This window comes from Shewanella sp. 10N.286.51.B7, from assembly GCF_002873615.1.
Taxonomy (GTDB): domain Bacteria; phylum Pseudomonadota; class Gammaproteobacteria; order Enterobacterales; family Shewanellaceae; genus Shewanella; species Shewanella electrodiphila.
The window spans coordinates 1-24,640 of the sequence record NZ_MCUF01000098.1; the positions used below are offsets into that span (position 1 = coordinate 1).

Below are 24,640 nucleotides of genomic sequence, written 5' to 3' on the forward strand. Positions count from 1 at the left end.
TTGCATATAAAATTATTCTTATTATTAGTTAGTTAATTAAATAACACACAAAAATACCAATTAATAATCAACAAATAGCTTAAAGCTTCAAAATTAGCAGTTATTAATGACCAATATCCCTCGTATTTGAATGACATCATTGCATCGGTGTTACAAAAGGTCAACAACACAGAAACGATCAGCAAGCGATCCAATCGAGCCTTTCCCGACTAACTTTATGACTCAAACCAAAACTAGCTGTACATTTAACAAGCAGTCAAACACTTATTAATCACTGCAGTCAGCCCGCCACAAACCCAGTACTGACCTTGATTACTACTAAAGCAACAAAATTGAGAATAAGAGTCTTTAAATCTTATAGATAGCGATCATATGTATTTTCAGTAACTTATTCATTTTTCCAGTATCTAATACTAATGAATTAGAAAACTTTAATCTCAATCCGTTATACCTTAGAAGATTTAGCGATAACAGAATTCTCGGTTACAAGTGTAACAATAGTGTTGCAAAATACTTCAATGCTGTTACTTTTATTTTGCCCAAGTAAATAAGTCCTTGTTTACAAGAGACAATAACCCATACAAAAAATGCGGGCATACTAAAACTATAATATTATTACCTTGGAACACTAAAATGACTCATAAATTACTATTATCTACACTTATCGCATCAACCCTTCTACTTTCAACTCAAGCTGGTGCAGAAGATGCTACTGGTACAGCTAACTTCCAACTTGTGTACCCTATTACTGTTTCTGAAACTGAAGAAATGGAATTTGGTGATGTATCTATCGCTGCTGATGGCCAATGTGCTTTAGATTATTCAGATGCTGTAACTGGTGCAGCTTGTGTTGCTGGCGGCGCAACAGCTAATACAGGTCTTTTCACTGTAACCGCTGCTGACGGAACCGTTAACCTTTCTCTTTCAGCCGCAGATACCTCAGTTCCAGGTGTTACATTCACTCCAACACTTGCTAGTGCAACTGGTACTGTTGCAAGTAATACTTTAGCTGTTGATGTTGGTGGAACGTTAGATATCGTTGCGGCTACAGCAACTCCTGGAACCCACGGATTAAGTTACACACTTTCAGTTACTTACTAATCTCATCATTACCTCTTTATTGAGTAACACGGATTAGTCGTGAGTAAAATTTCGCGGTGTAGATTCAGAATGGATCGCCGCGAGATTTTGATCTAATCTCAATCTTTAACAATAAAGCGCTATATTAATTTTTAAATAATACGTTAATCTAGATTCAAGTAAGCTCGAAGTAAGCTAACGACAAAATTATAATAATTGCAGACTATTGCATGTAAATTTAGCTGGGCAACATCATGAAATTTAAAATTATATTACTGATCACAATTGTGATTAACCTCCTCTCTTTCGCACATGCCAATCTTCTTGTGACACCTACCCGTGTTGAACTCGATAACAAACGAGATAAAAGCGCGGTATTTTCTTTAGTAAACAAGAGCAACCAAACATCACGATATGAAATATATCTTGAAGACAAACAGTTATTACCTTCTGGTGAATTTGAAATCATAGACTCTGAAACGAGCACCACATCACTTGCAAGCTTTACCCGTTATTCCCCAAGAAGAGTGAGCTTAACACCTGAACAAGGCACGCGAGTGAGATTGGCAGTGAGACCGCCAAAAGACATTAAACAGGGTGAATATCGCAGTTATATCGTCTTCCATCAAATTCCCCTCGCGCCTACTAGTAGCGAGCAAACTACCGATAAAACCGATAGTTTAAGCTTATCTGTGACAGCTTATTTACGCATCGCTATTCCTGTCATTATGCGAGTTGGTGAATTAACCGCTCAGCTTAATATCGCTAATCATCAAATATCCGATATTGAAGGACAGCAACAGCTTATTGTGTCTATTGCCCGCCAAGGTGAGCGCAGTAGTTATGGTGATATTGAAGTATTTGATGCCAAGAGTGATAAATTGATCGGTAGCTCAAAAAATGCGGCGATTTATACTGAGATGACCCATCGAGCGTTTACGGTTACCCTTAATAACAAGATTAAACCTGGCACTGATTTAGTCATTAAATACGTTGAAAATGACGGATTATTTATGCCACAAACTGTCGAACAGAAAATAACACTCTAGTACTTTAAAGGCAGCATATAGATAGATAATTAACTAGAATAAATGCTATTACAGCATGTAAATCGATTACTAAAGTACACCTTTGCCATAGTCTTACTGCTACTTTATATCGAACTGGTGAACCCTGGGCTTGAGTCATCAATGCCCTGGAAAACTGATTCTGACACTTTTTTAGCCACATTAAAAAGTATCCCTGCACAGCAAGATACTCCCTATATTAACAATACTGCCTATATTAACGATACTGCCTCTATTCACGATACCGCCAGTGAGCATCCACCAACACCTGATTTAGCCAGTGCAGCCTTGCCAAATCAAACTGCGCATATAAATGAAACAGTTAAAGAAGTTGTACCAAAGAGCTCTTCAGATCATATTTTCCGTAAGTCAGAGATTCCCAAAACAATCATTAAAACTCAGACTGAATCAAATTTACCGCAACAAAAAATCAGTTCCGTTAACTCTAACTCCAAGCATAAGTCTGTAACTACACCTGTGGCTGCACCTTTCATAGAAAAGGCTCAAGCCAAACCACAGATATCATCTCAATCAACTCTTGAAGTGATAACTGAATCAATGTCCAATAAAAAGCACCATGTTGCTCAAGATCCTAATATTCTCACCCTATCAGCAACGACGAATCCCATAGTAGATAAAGTGGCTCCCAAAGACATCACCACTAAAGTGAAATCTAGCGCCAACATCGCTGAAACTAACTCGTTTGAAACCTGCTCAAATATTATTAACCGCACTTACACTGAATCAACGACCAATGAAGAGCAGTTTCTTGTTACCCAATTTAACTATGGTTCAGAACGGCTAAGTGATGAGATGTTTATTTATCAAGCTAACGGCTTAATCTATTTACCCATGCAGTTTCTTGCAGACAACTTAATGCTGCCATTACAAGTTGAAATAGCGCCTCTCACGCTGACAGGCTGGTACTTATCATCCGATAACAGTATTGATGCAAGCCAAGGTTTAATGCGTTATATCGCGCAAAATAGTCAGTGTAATCACAGCCCAATTTCAGTATTTAAAGATGACTGGGATATGTACTTGGAACTTTCAGTCGTAAAACAAATGTTGGGGCTTGAAATTACATTTGATAATGCAAGGCAACTGATCAATATCACCGAAAATAGCTTGATTCCGTTGAGCCAGTTAATCGCCCGTCAAAAACGGTTTCAGCAATTCAATGATCAGAAAAAAGCCAACGTTCCAATTAACCAACGCCACATTGATACGGGTTATGCCAATATAGGCGATTTAGCCGTACATGCAGATTTAGGCGTTTCTCAACGCAAACAAACTGACACTGATAGAGTCCGTTTTGATGGCTTTATACAAGCTAGAACCGATATCCTCGGTCACAGTGCATATGCAGGGTATTCGTGGTCAGAATATGGTGAATCCCTCAACGCCTATATCGAGAAAGAAATGGCCGATACTTGGGTTAATTACTATCGTTTAGGCAGTATTGATTCCCATAATTTAGCGCTAGTTTCCAGTGCGAGCTCCGGCGATGGAGTTATTATCAATGCGGGAGATAGCTTTATCGATGATATTCGTTACCTTGTTGTCGATGGTGAACTTGAACCTGGCTGGGATGTTGAACTGTATCGAAATGGTGGATTAATCTCAGTTCAAAGAGTGACAGATAATGGCCAATACCGATTTGAACAAGTGCCTTACTATATTGGTTTAAATCAATATCAACTGCGCTTCTTTGGTCCCAATGGTGAAACCCGTACAGAATCTTTCAGTAAGTTATTAGACCCTTCTCAAATGCAAGCTAATAGTTTCGGGATGAATTTCGGTGTCATGCAGCGAGAACAAGATGATCTTCAACAAGTCTATGCCAGCGCAAACTGGGCTGTGACTGATAACTTCAGTGCTGGTGTGGCAATAATTGAACAACAAATATCACAAGATAAGTGGCTGTTTAGTCCTACAGTCTCTGTAAATTTTCTGACTGATAACAGTGTCTGGCAAATTAATCTAACTGGAAACGATACAGGATCGGCTGCCAATATTATCGCCCAAGGCAGTAATAGTTTGGTGGATTGGCAGGCGGAATGGGCACAGTATGATAATTTTGAGTCTTGGGACAATGAAAATAATCGCCTAAAACAACGCGCGAATATAAACCTCAGTGGCAACATCAGCGACACCAATATGAGCTGGGGAGTCAATGGCCGTTGGCAGGACCAAAATGTTGCTAATGATAGCCTCTATCTTGCAACGACGATTGCAGGGCAGTTGCAGCATCTATCCTTAAGCAATGAACTCAGCTGGCAAAATAGTGCCGAAAATGAAAAGTGGGCCAATAGATTGGCTCTTTCGGGACGGGTTGATGACTGGTACTTGCGTAGCTACGCAGATATCGCCTTATTGCCCACTACAGAGCTAACTCAGTTAGTCTCTAATGTGAGCACTTCCTTTTCAGATAGAAGTAACTACCAGTTTGAAGTGCGCTATCAACCTTTAGCAGAGGCCGAAGTCACGTTCAGAAACTCACTATCCTATTTCCTCGATTCTAGCACCTTAAGACTGACCGTAGAAAATGACTCTGAAGGTGATTGGTTTGCGCAATTTAAATGGAGCAGTTCAGCGTTATTTATTTCGGCAGATAATACTTGGTTGCTAGATCGAGTCAGTCATTTAAACACTGGCAGTGTTAAAATTGTCGCTTTTCAAGACGACAACAATAATGGCCAATTTGATGACAATGAATTACCGATGGCAGGATTAAGGTTTTCTGGTCACACCAACTCAGATAATGAAACTGACGATAACGGTCAATTATTAATTACCCATATTCAAACCTCAAGACCCCATAAATTAGTTCTCAATGAGCGCTCACTGCCTGACCCTTTTCTATTACCACTCAATAGTATTTTGATGATCGAAGCGCACCCAGGTAATGTGGCCGAAGTACTATTTCCTGTTCTATTTACCGCTGAACTTGATGGGGAGGTTTATTATGAAAACAACGTTGCCGCTAAAGGTGTCTCTATTACCCTAATTCATGCCGATAAAACAAAGTATCATGCTCGGGTGGAATATGATGGAGTATTTATTTTTGAGCAACTAATACCTGGCGAGTACCAAATAGAAATTAATAACCAATTACAATCAGAAACCGTAACCTTAGCGCCTGGTGAATATGTGACCTTTCCCACACAAACGATTGCCAGATAGTAATAATCAATCAATAACACTGTTTATAAATCCACCAGCTATTACACTCTATATGATGAATTAAATTAAAATCACTAATAGGGAATTGCTGATGTCACTTTTTATGCTCGCAACAGCCATTGCCCAAGCAAATTTCACCCTCGTTGCGCCTGTCGCCATAGAACAAACTCAAGAACTAAATTTAGGTAATATTACCAATCAAATGAGCGTGTATTGTCAGTTAGACCAGCATCAGAGACAAGGTAATGGTTGTATTGCTTCTGATAATCAACTGGGGCAGTTCATGCTCACTGGTAATGAACAATCCAATGTTGAAGTGATTGTTTATGCTAACAGCGGCGATGATATTTTATTTACGCCTATTTTACCTAACGGTAGTCAGCAACAAACATTTCAATTAACCCAGCAAAGCACCATGTTCGAAGTCGGTGGAAAGGTCGATGTATTAAACGAGCAAGCCAGTGGCCATCAAACCTTGTCGTATACCATCGAAGTAAACTATCAATAGAAACTCACTATCAATTGAATTTAATTATAAAATGAGCAACTTCGAAATCATCAATCGTCCACACCAATCACCAGCATCTGAAATCAATCGTCGCAATTTCAGCACAGATACCTAATATTCAGCATTTATTCGCCATTTAATTAGTCAAATGAACCTAATTCCTGTATAAGCTTCGCCTCTAGTTAGATTTTTCACTAATGGTATGACTGGTGTTGCTATAAACAGCATGACTGCCGTTATTAAAACCGTTTTAATCTCTTAATATTAAATGATGGGCAGGTACAATTATGTCAGATAAATTTTTCTTTAAAGGCCGTCAAACGCCAAAACCTGCTTACGGTCAAAGTGGCTACAATACCAAGCGCCAAGCCAAAATAGGCACTGAAGCAAACCCGTTAGTATTAAGCGTGCAAACAGAAACCCGCATGCAAGAAGTTCAGCAAATGGTTGAGCAACGTAAATTGCTTGCAAACATAACCGTTAACTCTGATGTCGCGGAAGATATCTTGCAATTGGAAGGTATATTAAATAAACCCACAGCGGTTACAGCGGAAGCTAAGATTAACCGTAATGACCCATGCACCTGTGGCAGCGGTAAAAAATATAAGAAATGTTGTGGTTAGAAGCTGACCTTGACCAAAGAGTCAAAAACCACTTGTGTACATAATAAATATTTATTAAAGCAAAACTTCGGTTTTGCTTTTTTTTTTACTATATTTAAAAGAGTTAGGGAATTTAGCGCCTTTTTGAAATATTTTTTGCTTAGCCACGTTCTTATTATTTTAACCACCTTCTATCTTACTAAAGACAACAACTTAAGCACAGCATGATTGTTTTAAACGATAGAGTCGGGACTTAGCACGACTTAGGGCATCCAGCTAATAAAATACTAGAGGTAAATGTGATCAAACATGCAAAGGTAAAATACAGACTCATAGCTGGAATAGTCTTTCCCCTCTTAAGCTCACCAGTCCTCAGTAATAACTTTATGGTCATTGATTCAAATAATACCCCCATGTCTAATATGGTTGTATATCTCACACCCACAAATGAAGAATATAAGCAGCAACAGCTGAAAATGCCGGTTAAAAAACCTGTTGAAGTTCATCAAGAAAATAAACAGTTCAGCCCCTATATCACCGTGATGCAAAAAGGTTATCAGCTAAAGTTTGTTAATGACGATGACATTACCCACCATATCTATTCAGCATCTGGACCAAAACGCTTTTCTTTTAAATTACGTAAAGATAGCTCTCAGAAAGATCTTGTTTTCGATCAGGCAGGACATATTTCTATGGGCTGCAATATTCATGACTGGATGAGTGGGCATGTTCTTGTGGTTGATACACCATTTTTTGGCGTGACAAATAACCTAGGTATGGTTGAATTTAATAGCATACCGGAAGTTCAATATCGCCTAGACATTTGGCACCCACAGCTACAAACTAACAATAATACTTATAGCCAAACTGTCACTACGCCTTTACTTGAAACATTGACGATTCAAGTTAATGCGTCAATGGATGAAATCCCTACACAACAAAGTTTAGATGACTTCGAATTCTTGGAAGGTTATTAATGCTTAAATTCTTTAGCAGTATCCAAACCAGAATATTCGCCTTTTTCATGTTGTTACTCATTGCTGTTCAGGCAATTTCCTTTGCTTTGACTTATTTCGCCAATAAACGTCTTGAACAGCAACAACTCGAAAGCCAGCTTTCAATTGCCGAGTTAGTATTTAAATCAGAATACGATAATCGTAATTATTACTTAACGGCATTTGCCGAAACAGCAGCAAAAGATTTTGGTTTAAAAGAAGTCTTTATTGATGATGATAGGCGAAGCTTTTTAGTTGCCTTAAACAATCATCGCAAGCGGATTAATGCAGACTTAGCCATTGCAGTCGATAAACAGGGCAATATTATAGGCCAGTTATTAACAACCCCAGATGGTGCAAACAAGGGCAAAGTCAAAGTAGGCCCCGAACAAGGTAAGCAGTTTCGTACGCCTCTAGCGACAGAATTTGAAGTGATAAGTCCACTGTATTCTTTAGATAACTATATCTACCAATTACGTTTTTCACCTTTAACCAGTGGTGCATCAAATATCATTGGTTGGGTCGGTTTTGGCTTTATTATTGGGGATGAATTAGCTCAGTCAATATCTAATCAAACAGGCTTAAACACCGGATTTATACTGGCTAAAGAGCAGCAAAAAAATCAACTAATCAGCTTATCAAGCAACACTTATTCTATAGATGCTAACCAAGCAATTGATAATTTCATTCAACATAATCACCTTCATGACGACTACATTTTATGGCAATCTGCATTAGGTAAAGTAGAACTCAACGGCGCCAACCAAGCTCAACTTCATGCTTTCATGTTCCTGAGCCGTAATGACGCCCTTCAATCGTCCCAAGAATACTGGTTTCAGCAATTATTGCTGCTGTTAATAATATTACCCATTTCACTATTCGTAGCATTTATCATCGCCCGAGGTGTCACTAAACCACTCACATTACTGATCAAACAAGCGAAGTATATTGCCAAAGGAAATTACAACTCCAAAGTTGAAGTGGGAAATAGTGCAGAAATGCGAGAACTCGCAGAAGAGTTTACTGTGATGCAACAAGCCATATTAAGCAGAGAAAACAAAATAGCTTTTCAGGCATATCACGACCCGTTAACTAACCTTGGTAACAAAAATGAGCTAACACGGATCACTTCTGCTTGGTTTGAGGCGAAGTCCCCTATCGCTATCTGCCAGATAAATATCCGCCGTATGACAGAGATAAACGGCACACTCGGCCATGTTGTTGGTGACTTGGTCATTAAAGAAGTGGGACTTAGGCTGGCTAGCTTTAACGAAATAGATTCTATTTGTCGCCTTAATGGCGATGAATTTGTTGTCGCGATTGAACACTCCGATCAGAAAAAGCTCATTCAATCAATAAACCATATTCAAAAATCTATTGAAGCTGAATATTGCTATCAAGACATATCTCTGCATTTACAAACAACTATTGGGGTTAGCTTTGTTCATTACCCTAGCGATCTCGAAACGCTACTTCGGCAAGCTGATACAGCACTTCAGCATGCAAAGAAAAACCGTTTACATCTGCAGATTTACCATCAACAAATTGATGTTAATACACTAGACAGGCTGCAATTAGTCAATGACTTAAAACCTGCCATTGAACATGATGAGCTAGTGTTATTCTACCAGCCTAAACTAAATCTAAAACTCAACAAAGTCACTCATGTGGAAGCTTTGGTTAGATGGCAACATCCAGTAAGGGGCATGATCCCACCTGATAGCTTTATCCCAATTGCTGAAAAAATGGGACAAATGAATGCCTTAACTCGATGGGTCATTGATCAGGCTCTCAGCCAATACCTTCAATGGAAAGAACAAGGGATTGAACTGTCAATTGCTGTAAATATCTCAGCGGAAAACTTAAAAGATGACCAATTCTGTCATTACGTGTTACAAGCCATTAAAGATAAACAAGTCCCAATAGATGCCTTAACATTAGAGATCACCGAAGATGCTGTGGTCGCCGATCCTGAGTATGCAATAAAACAACTTACAGAGCTCAGACAACAAGGGCTGACACTCTCTATCGATGACTATGGTACGGGATATTCATCATTGGCTCAGTTAAAGCAATTACCTGTTCAAGAACTTAAAATTGATAAATCTTTCGTACAAAACCTTATGGTTAATGAAGATGACCAAATTATTGTTAGCTCCACGCTGCAGCTCGCACATAACCTAGGATTAAAAGTGGTAGCGGAAGGGATTGAAGATGAAGGTTCACTAAAGTGGCTAACGCAAAGAGGCTGCGAAATGGGGCAAGGTTTTTATCTCTCAAGGCCAATTGAAGCAAAGGCGCTAACAACTTGGTTATCACAATCAGCTTATAGCTAGGTGAGCGATTAATCCGTAAAAATAACAACAAGGTTCACGGATGAGAAAATGGATTTGGATTTTACTTATATGTAGCAACACCACTTTAGCTGCTGAGCATAGCGTTTCTGCTATTATCGATACAAGGCTCAGTCATACACAAGGGATAGATTCTTATGCTAACGGCGGTTTAGGAAAGTTTCGTTTCGATGAGGGCAACCAATTATCATTAGCTCAAGCAGGACTAACCTATAAAGTCGATTGGGAAAACCCACTTTCAGCTCAAGTTACCGCTAATGGATATATTGATGGAACTCGCGATGGTATAGGACTGACAGAAGCCTTTATCAAATACCGAGGCCTGCCCATGGATAATGGGCTTAGATTACATGCGAAATTAGGCTTAATGTACCCGAGTATTTCACTGGAAAATATTGCCACTGCTTGGTCTTCTCCTTACACGCTCAGTTACTCCGCTATTAACAGCTGGCTAGGAGAAGAATTTCGCCACCTTGGGGCTGAATTAACTCTAGAACGTCTTGGAAAGTTCCACTCTTCTAAGCATGACTTTTCAGTTTCGGCAGCGATATTTCAAAATAATGATACTGTCGGAGCCATGCTAGCTTGGCATGGCTGGACAATAAGTTCTAGGCAAACCCTTAGCCACGAAACTTTACCCTTAAGTAATATGCCAAGCCTTGATGGGGGCAGCCTTGATGAACAAGCTAGAGATTCAGACCCTTTTATTGAGCTAGATAATCGCTTTGGCTATCACGTACATGCTAAATGGAAGATTAAAGGAAAAGGTGAATTTTCTTTTGGTTACTACGATAACAACGCCGATACCACCATTGTCAAAAATGGCCAATATACCTGGTTAACTCAGTTTTACCATGCTGGAATGAGATTTCGACTTCCATACAAAATTGAGCTTATCAGTCAATTTATGAATGGGGATACATTAATGCAATCACCACAGGCCGTTGATGTGGTGAATAATGAGTATCAATCAGCCTTTTTACTGTTAAGTCGCCGTTGGGATAAGCACCGTCTCACAATGAGAGTAGAACATTTTGATGTCACTGATAATGATCTTACGCCTGATGATGACAATAATGAAAAAGGCCAAGCTCTGACCGCATCTTATCAATATCGATTATTAAAAAATTGGTTTATCCAAGCCGAGTATAATTATCTTGATTCTACACGCCCTGCTCGCATTGAGCAGAATTTACCTTCAACGTTAACTGAACAGCAATATCAACTGGCTACACGTTGGTATTTTTAATATTTCGGACATATTCTATTGCAGCTATCAATTTCATTAGTATCAATCACATTACTTTGACGCCAAAAGGCATCTGAACTGCTGATTAACGGGTATATTGAAGAACGGACGCTCAAAATTAAAATTTGACCAATTCGATGTTTTTCTATTCATTTTGTTTGCCAAACATCCCAATATCACAACTAGTCTAACTTTCTGTAACCGTTCCTTTGGTAATTCCTTACAAATTAGGTAAAGTGTCAGCCGACCTATGTTAATAATAATCATAATAAAGGGTGACATATGAGTGAAAGTTCACACTCGGGTAACGACCTAAGTGAAGTAAAACAGCTAGGCATGTGGGCGTCCATTGCCAGCTTAAGCTATATATTTTGGATAGTGGGCGGCATGGAGCTGGTTGAGCGTATCGCTTACTATGGCGTTAAAGCCAGTGCGGGTTTATACGCTAAAACACCAGTTTCTGAAGGTGGTTTAGGGATTAGCCTAAGCGACTATGGTGTCATTATTGCGATATGGGCAATGATGCAAACCTTCATTCCCGTGTTTACCGGCGGTATTTCTGACCGCGTCGGCTATAAAGAAACCATCTTTGCTTCCACCATAATCAAAATTATGGGCTATCTAGTGATGGCTATGTTTCCAAGTTTTTATGGTTTTTTGATAGGGGCAATTTTGCTCGCTGCGGGTACCGGGGTATTTAAGCCAGGTATTCAAGGTACCTTAGTCTTATCTACAGGACGACAGAATACATCAATGGCTTGGGGGATATTTTATCAAGTTGTCAATATTGGTGGTTTCCTTGGTCCGTTAGTCGCTGTACATATGCGCCAGCTATCCTGGGATAACGTGTTTTATGCCTGTGCAGCGATAATTTCATTCAATTTCTTGTTTTTATTGGCTTATAAAGAGCCAGGTAAAGAAGAAAGACTTGAACGCAACCGCAAAATTAAAAGCGGCGAAATTAAACAAGAAGCACTGTGGCGTGATGCTTTACACGAACTTAAAAAACCTGTGGTCATTTACTACATGTTAGTGTTTGCTGGCTTCTGGTTCTTATTTAATGCCCTATTTGATGTATTGCCGATTCATATTGCTGAGTGGGTTGATACCAGCGTGATTGTGACCTCTTTATTTGGCCCTGAAGGTACTTCTAATGGCTTCTTCCAGTTTTGGTTAGGACTCGATAATACAGGCACAAAAGTCATGCCAGAGGGAATGCTTAACCTCAATGCCGGCATGATCATGACCACCTGTTTCTTAGTGGCTGCGCTTACTGCGAAATATCGGATTACCACCGCTATGTTAGGTGGTTGCTTATTGAGTATTTTGGCATTTGTATTGATAGGAGCTACCAATGCAGCTTGGATGATTGTTTTGGCCATTGCGCTTTTCTCTTTTGGCGAAATGATGATTAGCCCTAAGAAAAATGAGTTTATGGGTAACATCGCCCCTGAGGGCAAAAAAGCCATGTATTTAGGCTTTGTAATGCTTCCGCAAGGGATAGGCTGGACACTGGAAGGTTATTTCGGCCCTAAGCTATATGAAATCTATGCATCGAAAGAAATTTTCTCTTTGCAGCTGTTAGGCGAACGAGGTATGGATGCAGCAAGTGTTGCAGCAATTCCTCAAGGTGAAGCCTTTAGTACACTAGTCGCGTACACTGGTGAACCTGCACAAGAGCTAACAACATTATTGTATAACACACATAATATCGGTATGGCGTGGTACATCATTGCTGCTATTGGCACTATCTCAGCTTTGGGTATTTTCTTGTACGGTAAGTGGTTGTATCGTCTGCAGCAAAGCTAATAAACTGAGTTAAACCCAAACAAAAAAGCTGACCCAAAGGTCAGCTTTTTTATTATGAACCGAGCTATTAAAACGTAATTAAGCTGCTTTCAATGTCTCGTTAGTGTCTGCTACAGAGACAACTTGAGCTTGCTTTAGCTCACCAACAGGTAAAATCACCCGGCCATATTCAGCGTTTAATACTTGTGCCATGGCAAAATAAATTGCACTTGCGCCACAAAAAATGCCTTCAAAACCTGCAATCGTACCTATTAGTGCTGAACCGGTGAAATCACGGGCTGCAAGTAGGAAAAATAATATTGTTAATGAACCAAATACCACCTGCTTAGCACGAGGGTAACGCAATGAACCGACGAACATAAACGCAGTAAATACGCCCCACAAACCTAAATACCACCCCATAAAGCTTGCAGGACTTGCTTGTGAAATGCCCATTTCAGGCATAACTAACAAGCCCACTAACGTTAACCAGAATAAACCATAAGAAGTAAATGCAGTGGTGCCAAATGTGTCACCACGCTTGAAACACATCATGCCAACAATCACTTGACCAATACCGCCATAAAATATCCCCATAGCAAGGATCATTGCATCAATCGGGAAAAAGCCCGCATTGTGAATGTTCAATAATATGGTGGTCATACCAAATCCCATTAAACCTAAGGGTGCTGGGTTAGCTAATGGTTGAGATACTGGTAACGGTGTCGACATGGCTTGCTCCTAAATGATACTCACTGAGTATGGGCAGGTTTTAATGTAGGGGTCGTTGATGGGCAAACCGGTATAAAAGCCCGCTATAAACACAAACATTAAGATAAGTTAATTAAACTGCGGCGCATTGTAAGGAAGCAAACGAAAACAGACAAATTGGCAGTAAAAGACCATGATTAGCAATTTTTACAGGACAATCGTAACTCAGCTTTAATTGCCAATATGAAATTGACACATATAAAACTCTTTAAATACAAATGACTGAATGATTTCGAGTGAATAATAATTGGTATCAGACCTAAAACATTCAACTGACAAAATACAATACGCGTGCTCTTCACAATCTGAAAATAATCACTTCTCGTCAGTTAGGCTTAAGTCACATTTATAAACAATGGTTGTCTTGACTCACAATTAAAGGGGTTTTGTATGAATAAACGCCTTTGTAAAGTCAGCTTGTAATGATGAATAATTGCTCAAGTTCACATTATCAAACATTAGTTAAACGATGATGCAATGAACTGACTAATGATCGTTTTAGCAAAAGAAAAAGGAGCCCAGAAGGCTCCTTTTACATTTATCTGCATCTTGCAGGACTACAGAAAAATGTTCACTTTACAACTTAACATTTAAGACTAGTGAGCTGCACCAGAATGCATTACATCAACACCGTAAGTTTTACCTTCAGCGTGACAAGTAGAACAAGACTCAACTGGTACATCAGCGGCAGATTCAACGCCATCTTCATAAACTGTCGCGCCATTACTCTTAAAGTGAGCTAACGCTGCTGCACCTGAGTGAGCATGACAAGTACGACAAGCTTCTGTTACTGGAGAAATGTAATTAACAGTAGCTCCGTAATCATTACTTTCAGCGATTGCAGTGCGTCCAGACGTTAATTCACCGTCACCAGCAAAGAAGGTCATGTCATCACCGTTTGAATCGACATCTTTATGACAAGCTTGACAGTCAGTTTTAGATGCAGGGTAATTAACCCAAGTTTCACCATCTTCACCTAAGTAGATACCGCCGCCTGTGCTACCCGCAAACATACCACTATGGAAACGGTGAGCTACAGTTGCTAAATCACGGTTGTAGTACTCTAAACCTTCAACTAGTTCAAATGTAGGTTCGCCATCTTCGTCAGTACCAGCTTGCTTATAAACATCGGCATGATACGAACCTGGATAGTTATTGTTGTGACAATCTGCACACTGAGTAAAGTCAGTCACACCATGGCGAGGGGCTTTAATGTGAGACATGTTGTCATGACAAGCATTACACTTAGCTTCATCAGCACTAGTGCGATCATTCATCGCTTGTGTTGGCATGGTGAAGTTTTCAAGTGAAGAAGGCACAAAGCGTAAATTTTCTTCTGTTTCAACACCGACAGCTGCAACATCGTCAAACATGAAGAACTTAGTCACGATATTAGCTGGAATAGCGATTTCACACTCTTCATCTGTGCCTAAAGTCGTTCTATCAATGACCATACCTGACTCAATGTCACCACACATGTTGAACTCAGAACTTACTGATAAGGTTTTTCCGTCAAGAGAGTTGGCATCAATAGCTTGAGATAAAGTGAGTTTACCGCCAGTAGTAACAAATAAACCTGAACTAGTATCAAGGCTTAAACCACGAACATAATCACCATTTTCATCTAAAGTACCCATCATAATTGCATGAGCATAGCCTTCAGCAGCTAAATAATCGGCTAAAACGGTACCATCTGCAGGTGTTTCGCCATTGATCTTTACGTCGACAACAACAGTTAATTGATCAGCTGCAACTTCAGCAGACATAACATCAAATACAACACCGTCTTTTAACGTTCCACGAGCACCCACTGCGTGAGCTTCAACTGGGCTCAAACTACCAGCGCCATGACAACCTGAACACGATGCATCACTTTCTGGCACGATACCGCGGTGATTATCGCCAGTTTCGAAGTCAACATCCGTATGACAAGACACACAAGCTTCAGCGTATACATTGTCATTCCATTGTGTGCCGCTATCGTGACAAACTGTACATTCGTTCAATTCTGATGGGAAGCCGATCTCAGCAAACATCTCTTTTGCTTCACCGACTAAATCTAAATGATGACCTGCATGAAGAGTATGGATCATGGCATTCCAGTTCGGGTTATAACCTTTTTCTGGATCGTTTTGATCAGCTGCATATGCCGGGTTATGACAGGCAACACAATTTTCAACTTTTTGGTAATTGTGGTGAGCTTCGATGTTGCCAATTCGCATATCATCTTCAGCAAAACCATCTAGTGCACTATGACACTGAATACACGCTGCATTTGAAACCGAATCTTTGTTTGATACAGCAAGCTCGCCAGTTGCAGGAATATAATCCAATGGCTTAGTCAGTAGCTTATCTGAAATTCCATTACCGGCATCGTCAGTAATATCGTATGTACGAACCATTACTCGATGTAAACGGTTTGCATCGCCATTTGCAAGTACAATTGGCGCATTGCCATCATGTTCCCAAGTACCAGTATAAGTACCTGGGGTTTCAGTATCTTCGATTAATGTACAGGCATCGACTTCATTGCCCCAAGATGTTGTAGTTCCGGTTAAGCTACAATACATGCTATAGCTAAAGTCATTTTCAAGTCCGTGACTTTGCCAAAAATATGGGCTGCCGGTATCGGTAGTATTTGGCGCTTCATTCATCACGTAAAGCGCAATTTTTTCTAAGCCAGAAAATGGTAATTCTTTACCTGCACTGTTTTTTCCAGTGACAGTGAATTTAACCGAGAAATCTTCTGTTCCTACTACCACGATATCTTCAGGCGCTAATGTCAGCATAAAATCTGCAGCAGAATTAACGGTTTCAACAACATTCCCCGCTGGAGCACCCGGTTCGCCAGGGGCACCAGGTTCGCCTGGTGCGCCATCTTGTCCATCATCACCATCACTACACCCGGTTAACCCGATAGCTGCCATTAAGGCAACCGCGAGTATCGACTTTTTATATGTTCTCATTATCGTATCCCTTTATTTTTAGGTATTTGATTCTGCTTTAGCAGTAACCTAAATATAAAAGATACCTCTTTAGATGTATTATTCTTGTATTGCATTTGTGACTAGAATTGAAAGATGCTTACTACAAAATTTTACAATTCGATTTTGGTAATTTCTATATCTAAAATCCAGATTACTATCAATGTGATACATTCAAAAAACATTGATTTAGATCATATCCAAAACAGAATGAAACCGTCTTAAGAACATTACTAATTGAAAGCGGTGGCTGACTTTTACAGTTTTTCAGCGCTAAAAAGAACATCAAAAAAGATGAAAACCTAAAAAAACGAAGAACTAAGTTCTTCGTTTTAAATGTCTAACTAAAGATGAATGTCTTGATTATTGGACAACTAACTCAAGAACTGAATCGAGGATTATTTTGCGACTTGTTTCACAATAACGTCTGTACGGCAAACCTCTTTCAATCAAATTGTACTCAGGTATAAGGCTGTTACCTACCAGCTTTTGCCTTTCATACGCAGGTAATTTCTCCACGCGAAGGTCGGTAAAGTTTACTAACGCATTAGACTCAGCTGTACTCATAAAGCTGATACTTCTCATTGTCAGTAAGTGACAAAACCACTCTTCGATAGACTTTACTCTACTAACGTTTGGTAGCTCTACTCCGAGCTGACGGCAAAATATCTGAAATGGATCCAATTTATCATTAAACCCCTTACCTTCGAGAATTAAAAAATGATGGTTAGCGACATTATCTAGACTAATATGACTACTATCCCAAATAGAGTGATTTCGTCTCGCTATGATTGAAGTCGATAGTGATGTTCCAATGACTTCAGACTCTAGTTCTGAAATGGCAGCAGGACCAAAGTTGATGCCTAAATCAATATCACCTTGATGAATTTGCTCTTCCGTATTTTCATCCCACATATGGATTCTAACTTTACCCAATTGCTCCATGATCTCTTCACGACCTAAGCTCATTGACAAAGAAGTCATAATGATTGGCGTTACGGCGATATTGAGCACTTTTGACGAGTTGGTATTGTTGCCCTCGCAGGCAATTCGTTCAATATTCATTGCCGACTCACAAAAGTCGCAAATTGGTAGGTATAAATGTTCAGCTAATGCGGTGGGTTTTAGCCCCTGCTGACGCCGGTAAAATAATTCATCATCAAAAGTTAACCTTAATGTTGTTAAACAACGACTAATTTTAGGAGCTGAGACGTTTAGCTGTCTAGCAGCAAGGTTAGCAAATCCAGTTTCGTAAATAAGTTTAAACACCATTAAACTGAATATGTCTAATTCACTGATTTCTTTTAGCGCTTTTATGTCCATTAGATAACCTAAAAAGATACATTCATCAAAACATATCATGAACAATGTAAAGATTTATTGATCCGCCCCCAAACAATTAAGTTTCAATTAAGCTTTCTGTGACGTGCACCTCAACCTCGTCTAAAGGCCGATACTCGCCCTGTTTCAAGGCGTTATCTAACAAAATGTTACCTATGGATTCTCGATGAAGTGCAACCACAGGGTTTCTAAATCGACCAAACATTCGTTTTATTTGATGATATTTACCTTCTTGCAGAGTCACCCTTGCTTGAAATTCCGACACAACCTCAAGCTTTGCAGGTTTAGTGGTGATGTCTTCATAACCAAAATACATTCCATCACTAAAGGCACTGATATAGGAATCGTCAATTGGATTAGCAAGCGTGACAAGGTATTGTTTATCAACCTTTGTTTCAGGCGCCATTAGCGCTTGCGACCATTGACTGTCATTGGTGATTAATAATAACCCTGTCGAATTTAAATCTAAACGTCCAGCGATATGCATTAGCTCAAAATCGATGCCATCGAGTAAAGATAATGCCGTCGGATGAATATCATCTTTAGTTGCACTGACAACCCCTGTCGGTTTGTTAAGCATGTAGTACTGGCGAGAATGTTGTTGTAAGCCATTTCCATCTAATAGGATTTGGCTAAATTCATTAATCTGCTTATCAACCTCTTTACAGATTTGTCCATCGACTTGCACCCTATTTTCAAGCAATAGCAACCTAACTGCTTTTTTAGAAACCTGTAATTTCTGAGCGATGAATTGGTCCAGTCGACTTCTTTTACTACGCATAAATAATTTGTTCTCATTTAACTATTTAAAAGAATTAACTTATTCTTATTCATTTTATCGGTTCGTTTGAGTTAATAAACCAGATCGAATACCCTGTTTGTGGGCAAAACAATAAGGAGTAATATGTCTTTGCAACCAGCTTATCCGATTTTACAGCCAGAAATGAGTATTGTAGAGCTTAAACAAGCCATTACTGAGTTTGATACCTGGTTAGAACAACAAATCAGCAGTTGTTCTATCGCAGAAATTCTGCAGCACCGAGCGCAGTTTTTCGACATATTACTAAACCACCTTTGGCAAGCCTTTCAATTCGAAACCGACACTATCTCCCTCAATGCTGTCGGTGGCTACGGTCGCAAAACGCTTCACCCTTTTTCAGACATAGATATTTGTATTATTCACGATGACGATTTATCTGCGACTGATGCCAGCACGCTAAGTGATTTTTTAACTCAATTATGGGATTTAGGCTTAGATTTGGGCCATGCTGTCAGGCGTTTAGATGACACGTATCTAGCCTGCAGTGAAGATGTCACCATTGCTACTACCTTACTTGAAATCAGACATATTTGCGGCCACGAAAACCATCAACACCAAGTCATTAGTAAGCTATATGGTGAAACAGTCTGGTCAAGCGAAGCATTTTTTGTGGCTAAATATGATGAACAAAAAGGCCGTCACAATAAAGCTCAAGGCACCGCATTCAATATTGAGCCAAATTTAAAAAACAGCCCTGGTGGTATGCGTGATATTCAAACCATCACCTGGATAGCAAGAAAACATTTCTCCATTGATGACCTTAAAGATTTGCGCCGGCTCAAATTTTTAACCGATGATGAATATGCCGAATTAATGGAGTGTCAAAACTTCATTTGGCGAGTGCGCTTTGCACTGCACCAAGCCTCTAACAGACCTGAAAACCGGTTGTTACTTCAACATCAAGCAGAAGTCGCTCGTCTGCAAGGCTTTGGCGATAGTGGCAATATCGCTATTGAAAAAATGATGCGTCAGTTATTCAGAGCCATGAAGCGTATTCGCGAACTTAACCTGATGTTAATGGCCTATTTCGAACGTGAAATCGTGCCGCAGAAAAAGCCTGACATAATTCAAATAAATGAAAACTTTCAAATTTACAACGGTCAGATACATGCTGAAAATCAAGATGTATTTATTGACCGTTCACAAATCATGTCTATGTTTAACTACATTGCTATCCATCATGAGAAAGTCACTGGGATAACGCCTGAAACACTAAGATTGCTTAGACAAGTGCGTCGACGTTTGATGGGCGATTTACAAGATTACCAGGTGTGTCGCGAACTTTTTGTAAGCTTATTTAAGAACCCTCATGGCATGGGTTTAGCGATAACCTTAATGCATCAGCACGGTATTTTAGCGTCATATTTACCCCAATGGCGTGAAGTCGTTGGTCAAATGCAGTTTGATTTATTTCATGCCTATACAGTCGATGAGCATACTCATAAACTGCTTAAAAACTTGTATAAATTAACTCAAGATACCGTCCCAAGCGATCAAAAATTAGCAGCGGATATTTTTGAACGTTTTCAAGCTAAAGAGTCCATCTTATTTGCTGCATTATTCCATGATCTTGCTAAAGGCCGCGGTGGAGATCACAGCGAATTAGGCGCAGTAGATGCTAAGTTATTTGCCAAATTCCACGGACTTAAGACGTCCCAGCAACAGTTAATCAGTTGGCTAGTTGAGCAGCATTTATTAATGTCTATCACCTCTCAACGTATGGATATTCACGATCCTGAAGTGGTTAAAACTTTTGCTAAATCTGTAGGGAGTATTACCAAACTTGATGCACTGTATTGTCTAACGGTTGCAGATATTCAAGCGACAAATGATGACTTATGGAATGACTGGAAAGCCAGCTTACTCACTGACTTATACTTTGCAACACGTAAAGCTTTACGTAATGGCCTTGAAAATGTATTGCAATTAAGAACGGTAGTCAGAGAGCATAAACAAGAAGCTTTAGGATTAATTAACGCTGATGAAACGCAACTCGTTGCTGTTAACCGACTATGGAAACGCCTACCGCTGTCATTTTTCAGTAATGCTATTCCAACAGAAATAGCTAAATATACGTTGGGCATTTTAGAACATGAGTCAGCCTTTGAACATCAGTTACCCTCTACAGAAGAAAATGTCACTGAGCCGCCATCATTAATTATACTTGATGACAGTAGCGTAAAAGGTTGTAGCGACGTCTTCGTTTATACCAAAGATAGACCTGGGCTGTTTATTTCGCTGTTTAACACCCTGTCGACACTAAAAATATCGGTTAACCAAGCGCAGATATCTAAAACCAAAGATGGTTATGTTGTTGAGGCATTTAAAGTGCTCGATTTTGACGGCAAGCCTATTTTTAGTGACCAAAGACGCAAACAAGTGACTAAAAAGCTACGCCAAATATTAGATGACAATATGTCACCACCTAAAAACCGACCATCAAGACACACTAAAAACTTTGACAATAAACCGACAATTGAATTTATTCATTCTAAAAAAGCAGATAGAACTCTAGTACACATTTTGGCATTAGAAACCCATGAATTTATGGGACAAATAGCGAGTGCATTCAGAACGCTGGATCTCAACATTCACTCTGCAGCAATCAGTACGGTGGGTGAGCGTGCGGATAATGTATTTGCCTTATCTAACCAGCATGGGGCCCAGTTAACTGAGTTAGAGCAAATAGAGTTACAGGAAAAATTAGTCAAATCGATCACTTCAACCTTATAATTGCGCCATTAAAGTCGATTATGAGTGCAATATGTCAACTAGCAATACACCATCTACTTCTGAAACCGATAACTTAACTGATATCGGTTTCAGTTTTTCTCAAGAATACATTTTAGATAAATCTCATTTCGCAGAGACATTTGATCAGTCAGTCGTCATCAATAACAGTCCCAAGCGATATTTAAAAGCTATCGCCTTTATTGTAGCTGGCTTTTTAATGACTCAAACTGACGTGTCGCCTTACCTTGCATACTTCTTTATTGGTCTTGGCGCTGTTGAGGGACTACAAGTTCGTTTCAATCGTGCATGGTGGTTAATGAGACAACTCATCAGTAAATCTGCCAATAACCCAGTAACATTAACCATCAGTGAACAAGGCATCCATTCTAAGTCGGCTTATATTGACCATTTACTAAAATGGACTGATATCGTTCGCGGTAAAGAAACTGAACAGGGTTTCTTATTAACCACTGAAAAGCTTAAACATTATGTTTCTAAACGCTGCCTAAATGATGCAGCTATTGCGTTTGTGCAACAAAAATTGAACTAATTTCGTTTTCTTTTGACTAATCAGTTGCTCAATTAACAAGCGAAAAGATTAAACAGAACAAGTTTGAAAAATTAATCATTAATAATAAGTTCCCATAAAGGACAACCTGCAAAGGTCAATCGATAAAGGTCAATCTATAAAGGTCAATCCATGAAAAAACTATCTATAATAATCACTATTTTGACTGGCACACTTTTGAGTCCGATAGCTTTTGCCAATAACGCTGAAGCACCAAAAGAAACCTTAATATCGCTCACTGATGCGTGTACTAAAATGGCCAGCGAAGAACAAATTGACTCGATTGAAAAGCAACAATTTGTATCTGATTGCGTTAATGCACAATTGATTGAAATGGGTTACCAACGCCAAGAGGCGATAGCAAAAACAAACTTATCAAAAGAGAATTTATAACCATTAAAAACATAGTGATACCACAAAATAACACCCTAGGTAACACTATTCACACTCGGCACTCATAAGTATCAGTTTGTATCAATTTATTTAAAGCAATATTTCCGACCTTAATTTAATGATAAAGTCGCACTCATTAGCTGTTTTATTTTTGATATAAATAGGTCGTTTGTTTTTAATGTATCGAATTTTTGTTGTTTTAATTATCTTTTTCCTAGCAGTTGCACCAGCAATGGCAGATGAACCTTGTCAAAGTGAAGGTGATTGTATTGCTGTGGGCGAATGGGATATCAGTGTAGCTTTTGGCTATGGTAACAAAACAAACCCGTTAATGAGCTACGACGACATACCTCTTTATGTAATACCATCAATAGCTTACTATGGTGAAAATTGGTTTTTCGATAATTTTAATTTCGGTTATACACTAACCGAACAAGAAAATTTCACCATAAACCTAGCCACAAGTTATAGTGATGAACGAGCCTATTTCTATCGTTGGGATCCTGCAAATATTTTCCTACCCCAATCAGTAAATTTCGATACCACAGAAGACTTACCACCCATAGGTAGTTTTGGAACTCAGGATGTTAGCCAACCTCCTGTTTTAAATGAACTTGAAAGTAGAAACTTCACCGTATATGGTGGGGTAGAACTTTTCTGGTATGGCAAATTAGGTATATTAAAAATTGCTGCTGCTCATGACTTATTAAATGTACATAATGGTCAGGAAGTGGATGTAAGTTGGACTTACTCACTTGCGGTTACTGATTGGCGCTTTGATTTAGCCTTGAAAACAACATGGAAAAGTTCAGAAGTTATTGACTATTACTTTGGTCTTAGAGCCAGTGAGAGTGCATACTGGAGCGAAGAATACCAACCGAGTTCTGGTTGGAGTAATTCAATAGAACTGACAACGCGTTATAGTATTTCAACTAGCTGGGATTTACTTCTAGCTGCGCGTTATACCCAATTAGCCGATGAAATAATCGACAGCCCAATTATTGATGAAGATTACTCGAGCTCCTATTTCGTTGGAGCTGCATATAGGTTTTAAGCTTGTTCGTTAAAGAGCAAAAGGTCTATCACTTTTTCGGTATATTAATACTGATTTTTAGTGCTTTCTATGCCAAAGCTGATACGCTTACCGGGCAAGCACAGTTTTCGGCTACCCCGCGTTTATGTCTTATTGATGCTGGTGACAGCATTTGTGAAATTGACATTTTGCTAAAATGGCAGCTCGACACTGAACAATTGGTGTGTATCACTTCAAATTACCCATCCATGGCTCAGTGGTGTAGTGACTCAGTTAATGAACACTCATTGCAAATTTCTGTAAAAACAGACAAAAATATTCATTTTGTCTTAATAAATAAAAATAATAATAATGAATTGGCGGACGTACGATTAAAAGTCACCACAACGTCAGAAACGAAAGTTCGTCGACGTTACCGTAACCCTTGGAGTTTATTTTAATGGCAACCCCCCAATCAACTCATAGAGTTTTGTTGGTAGAAGATGATATCCGTCTCGCCAACTTAATTGTGGACTACCTAAAGTCACACGATATGCACGTTGAAGTTGAACGACGTGGCGATACCGTTTTAACACGATTGATTAGTTACAAGCCTGATATTATTTTACTTGATATCATGTTACCTGGACTTGATGGATTAAGCCTGTGTGAAAAACTACCTGATTATTTTTCGGGTCCAATATTATTAATGAGCGCATTAGGCTCTCCGGAAGACCAAATCAAAGGCCTAGAATTAGGTGCTGATGATTACGTGGTTAAGCCTGTAGATCCTAGCTTATTAGTTGCCCGTATCAATAATTTACTGCGCCGTCAGGCACAACCATCAAAACCAGAGTCTCACTGCTTAAGTTTCGGTAAATTAAGTATTGACCCTCATACACAAGCGATTCGTTTAGGTAACACTGAAGTTGATCTTACCAGTCATGAGTTTGAATTATTATGGCTACTTGCATCGCAAGCAGGACAAGTATTAAGTCGTCAGTACATATACCAATACCTGCTTAATATCGACTTTGACGGTAAAGATAGAAAAATTGATGTGCGTATTTCTCGCTTGCGTAAGAAATTAGGCGATAGCATCGAAACACCATTCAGGATCAAAACTGTATGGGGACAAGGTTACTTATTCGCGCCAGAAGCGTGGAATAACTAATCGAGTTATAGAAGA

General features: G+C 39.3%; 19 protein-coding genes. 15 read left to right on the forward strand and 4 right to left on the reverse strand.

Annotation, left to right across the window (positions count from 1 at the left end; genetic code table 11):
* Positions 1-633 precede the first annotated feature (633 nt).
* The 9 genes from BCU84_RS20115 (at position 634) to BCU84_RS20155 (ending at position 12,850) form a co-directional block, all read left to right on the forward strand.
* Entirely contained in the window at positions 634-1,101 is a 468-nt protein-coding gene (locus tag BCU84_RS20115; protein WP_102529818.1) for a hypothetical protein, read from the forward strand.
* Positions 1,102-1,334: 233 nt separating this feature from the next.
* Positions 1,335-2,129: a hypothetical protein gene (locus BCU84_RS20120; protein WP_102529819.1), complete on the forward strand. Its 795-nt coding sequence runs from the start codon at positions 1,335-1,337 to the stop codon at positions 2,127-2,129.
* A 42-nt stretch (positions 2,130-2,171) separates the two neighbouring features.
* Positions 2,172-5,333, forward strand: coding sequence for a carboxypeptidase-like regulatory domain-containing protein (locus BCU84_RS20125; RefSeq protein WP_102529820.1), 3,162 nt, complete (start codon positions 2,172-2,174; stop codon positions 5,331-5,333).
* 91 nt (positions 5,334-5,424) lie between these two features.
* Positions 5,425-5,841, forward strand: a complete 417-nt coding sequence (locus BCU84_RS20130) for a DUF4402 domain-containing protein (protein ID WP_102529821.1) — start codon at positions 5,425-5,427, stop codon at positions 5,839-5,841.
* Between the two features lie 287 nt (positions 5,842-6,128).
* On the forward strand, positions 6,129-6,464 hold the full coding sequence (locus BCU84_RS20135) for a PBPRA1643 family SWIM/SEC-C metal-binding motif protein (protein WP_102529822.1): 336 nt from the start codon (positions 6,129-6,131) through the stop codon (positions 6,462-6,464).
* A gap of 392 nt (positions 6,465-6,856) precedes the next feature.
* Entirely contained in the window at positions 6,857-7,420 is a 564-nt protein-coding gene (locus tag BCU84_RS20140) for a hypothetical protein (protein WP_241906501.1), read from the forward strand.
* Positions 7,420-9,774 (forward strand): EAL domain-containing protein, encoded by a 2,355-nt coding sequence (locus BCU84_RS20145; RefSeq protein ID WP_102529824.1) that lies wholly within the window; start codon positions 7,420-7,422, stop codon positions 9,772-9,774. Before BCU84_RS20140 ends, BCU84_RS20145 begins: the two co-directional genes overlap by 1 nt.
* A gap of 40 nt (positions 9,775-9,814) precedes the next feature.
* On the forward strand, positions 9,815-11,041 hold the full coding sequence (locus BCU84_RS20150) for a hypothetical protein (RefSeq protein WP_102529825.1): 1,227 nt from the start codon (positions 9,815-9,817) through the stop codon (positions 11,039-11,041).
* Between the two features lie 282 nt (positions 11,042-11,323).
* Complete coding sequence (locus tag BCU84_RS20155) at positions 11,324-12,850, forward strand: MFS transporter (RefSeq protein ID WP_102529826.1); 1,527 nt, start codon at positions 11,324-11,326, stop codon at positions 12,848-12,850.
* A gap of 78 nt (positions 12,851-12,928) precedes the next feature.
* On the opposite strand, the gene BCU84_RS20160 is transcribed toward BCU84_RS20155, so the two are convergent.
* The 4 genes from BCU84_RS20160 to BCU84_RS20175 form a co-directional block, all read right to left on the reverse strand.
* Positions 12,929-13,561 carry a GPR1/FUN34/YaaH family transporter gene (locus tag BCU84_RS20160; protein ID WP_102529827.1) on the reverse strand — a complete coding sequence of 211 codons (633 nt, stop codon included), beginning with the start codon at positions 13,559-13,561 and terminating at the stop codon, positions 12,929-12,931.
* A 635-nt stretch (positions 13,562-14,196) separates the two neighbouring features.
* A complete protein-coding gene (locus BCU84_RS20165) occupies positions 14,197-16,566 on the reverse strand; it encodes an OmcA/MtrC family decaheme c-type cytochrome (RefSeq protein WP_102529828.1) in 2,370 nt (789 codons plus the stop codon).
* Positions 16,567-16,947: 381 nt separating this feature from the next.
* A complete protein-coding gene (locus BCU84_RS20170; RefSeq protein WP_102529829.1) occupies positions 16,948-17,907 on the reverse strand; it encodes a LysR family transcriptional regulator in 960 nt (319 codons plus the stop codon).
* 76 nt (positions 17,908-17,983) lie between these two features.
* Positions 17,984-18,706, reverse strand: a complete 723-nt coding sequence (locus BCU84_RS20175) for a 16S rRNA pseudouridine(516) synthase (RefSeq protein ID WP_102529830.1) — start codon at positions 18,704-18,706, stop codon at positions 17,984-17,986.
* Positions 18,707-18,829: 123 nt separating this feature from the next.
* Between BCU84_RS20175 and glnD the strand changes: the two genes are divergently transcribed.
* The 6 genes from glnD to BCU84_RS20205 all read left to right on the forward strand — a co-directional run bounded on the left by glnD (position 18,830) and on the right by BCU84_RS20205 (position 24,625).
* The gene (gene glnD / locus BCU84_RS20180; RefSeq protein ID WP_102529831.1) at positions 18,830-21,478 is read left to right on the forward strand and encodes a [protein-PII] uridylyltransferase; all 2,649 of its coding nucleotides are present in this window, start codon (positions 18,830-18,832) and stop codon (positions 21,476-21,478) included.
* A 31-nt stretch (positions 21,479-21,509) separates the two neighbouring features.
* On the forward strand, positions 21,510-22,028 hold the full coding sequence (locus BCU84_RS20185) for a YcxB family protein (protein ID WP_102529832.1): 519 nt from the start codon (positions 21,510-21,512) through the stop codon (positions 22,026-22,028).
* Between the two features lie 150 nt (positions 22,029-22,178).
* Positions 22,179-22,439: a hypothetical protein gene (locus BCU84_RS20190; RefSeq protein ID WP_102529833.1), complete on the forward strand. Its 261-nt coding sequence runs from the start codon at positions 22,179-22,181 to the stop codon at positions 22,437-22,439.
* Positions 22,440-22,617: 178 nt separating this feature from the next.
* Positions 22,618-23,493: a MipA/OmpV family protein gene (locus BCU84_RS20195; protein ID WP_102529834.1), complete on the forward strand. Its 876-nt coding sequence runs from the start codon at positions 22,618-22,620 to the stop codon at positions 23,491-23,493.
* 2 nt (positions 23,494-23,495) lie between these two features.
* Positions 23,496-23,912: a DUF3019 domain-containing protein gene (locus BCU84_RS20200; RefSeq protein ID WP_102529835.1), complete on the forward strand. Its 417-nt coding sequence runs from the start codon at positions 23,496-23,498 to the stop codon at positions 23,910-23,912.
* On the forward strand, positions 23,912-24,625 hold the full coding sequence (locus BCU84_RS20205; protein WP_102529836.1) for a winged helix-turn-helix domain-containing protein: 714 nt from the start codon (positions 23,912-23,914) through the stop codon (positions 24,623-24,625). Before BCU84_RS20200 ends, BCU84_RS20205 begins: the two co-directional genes overlap by 1 nt.
* The last annotated feature ends 15 nt before the right edge of the window (positions 24,626-24,640 follow it).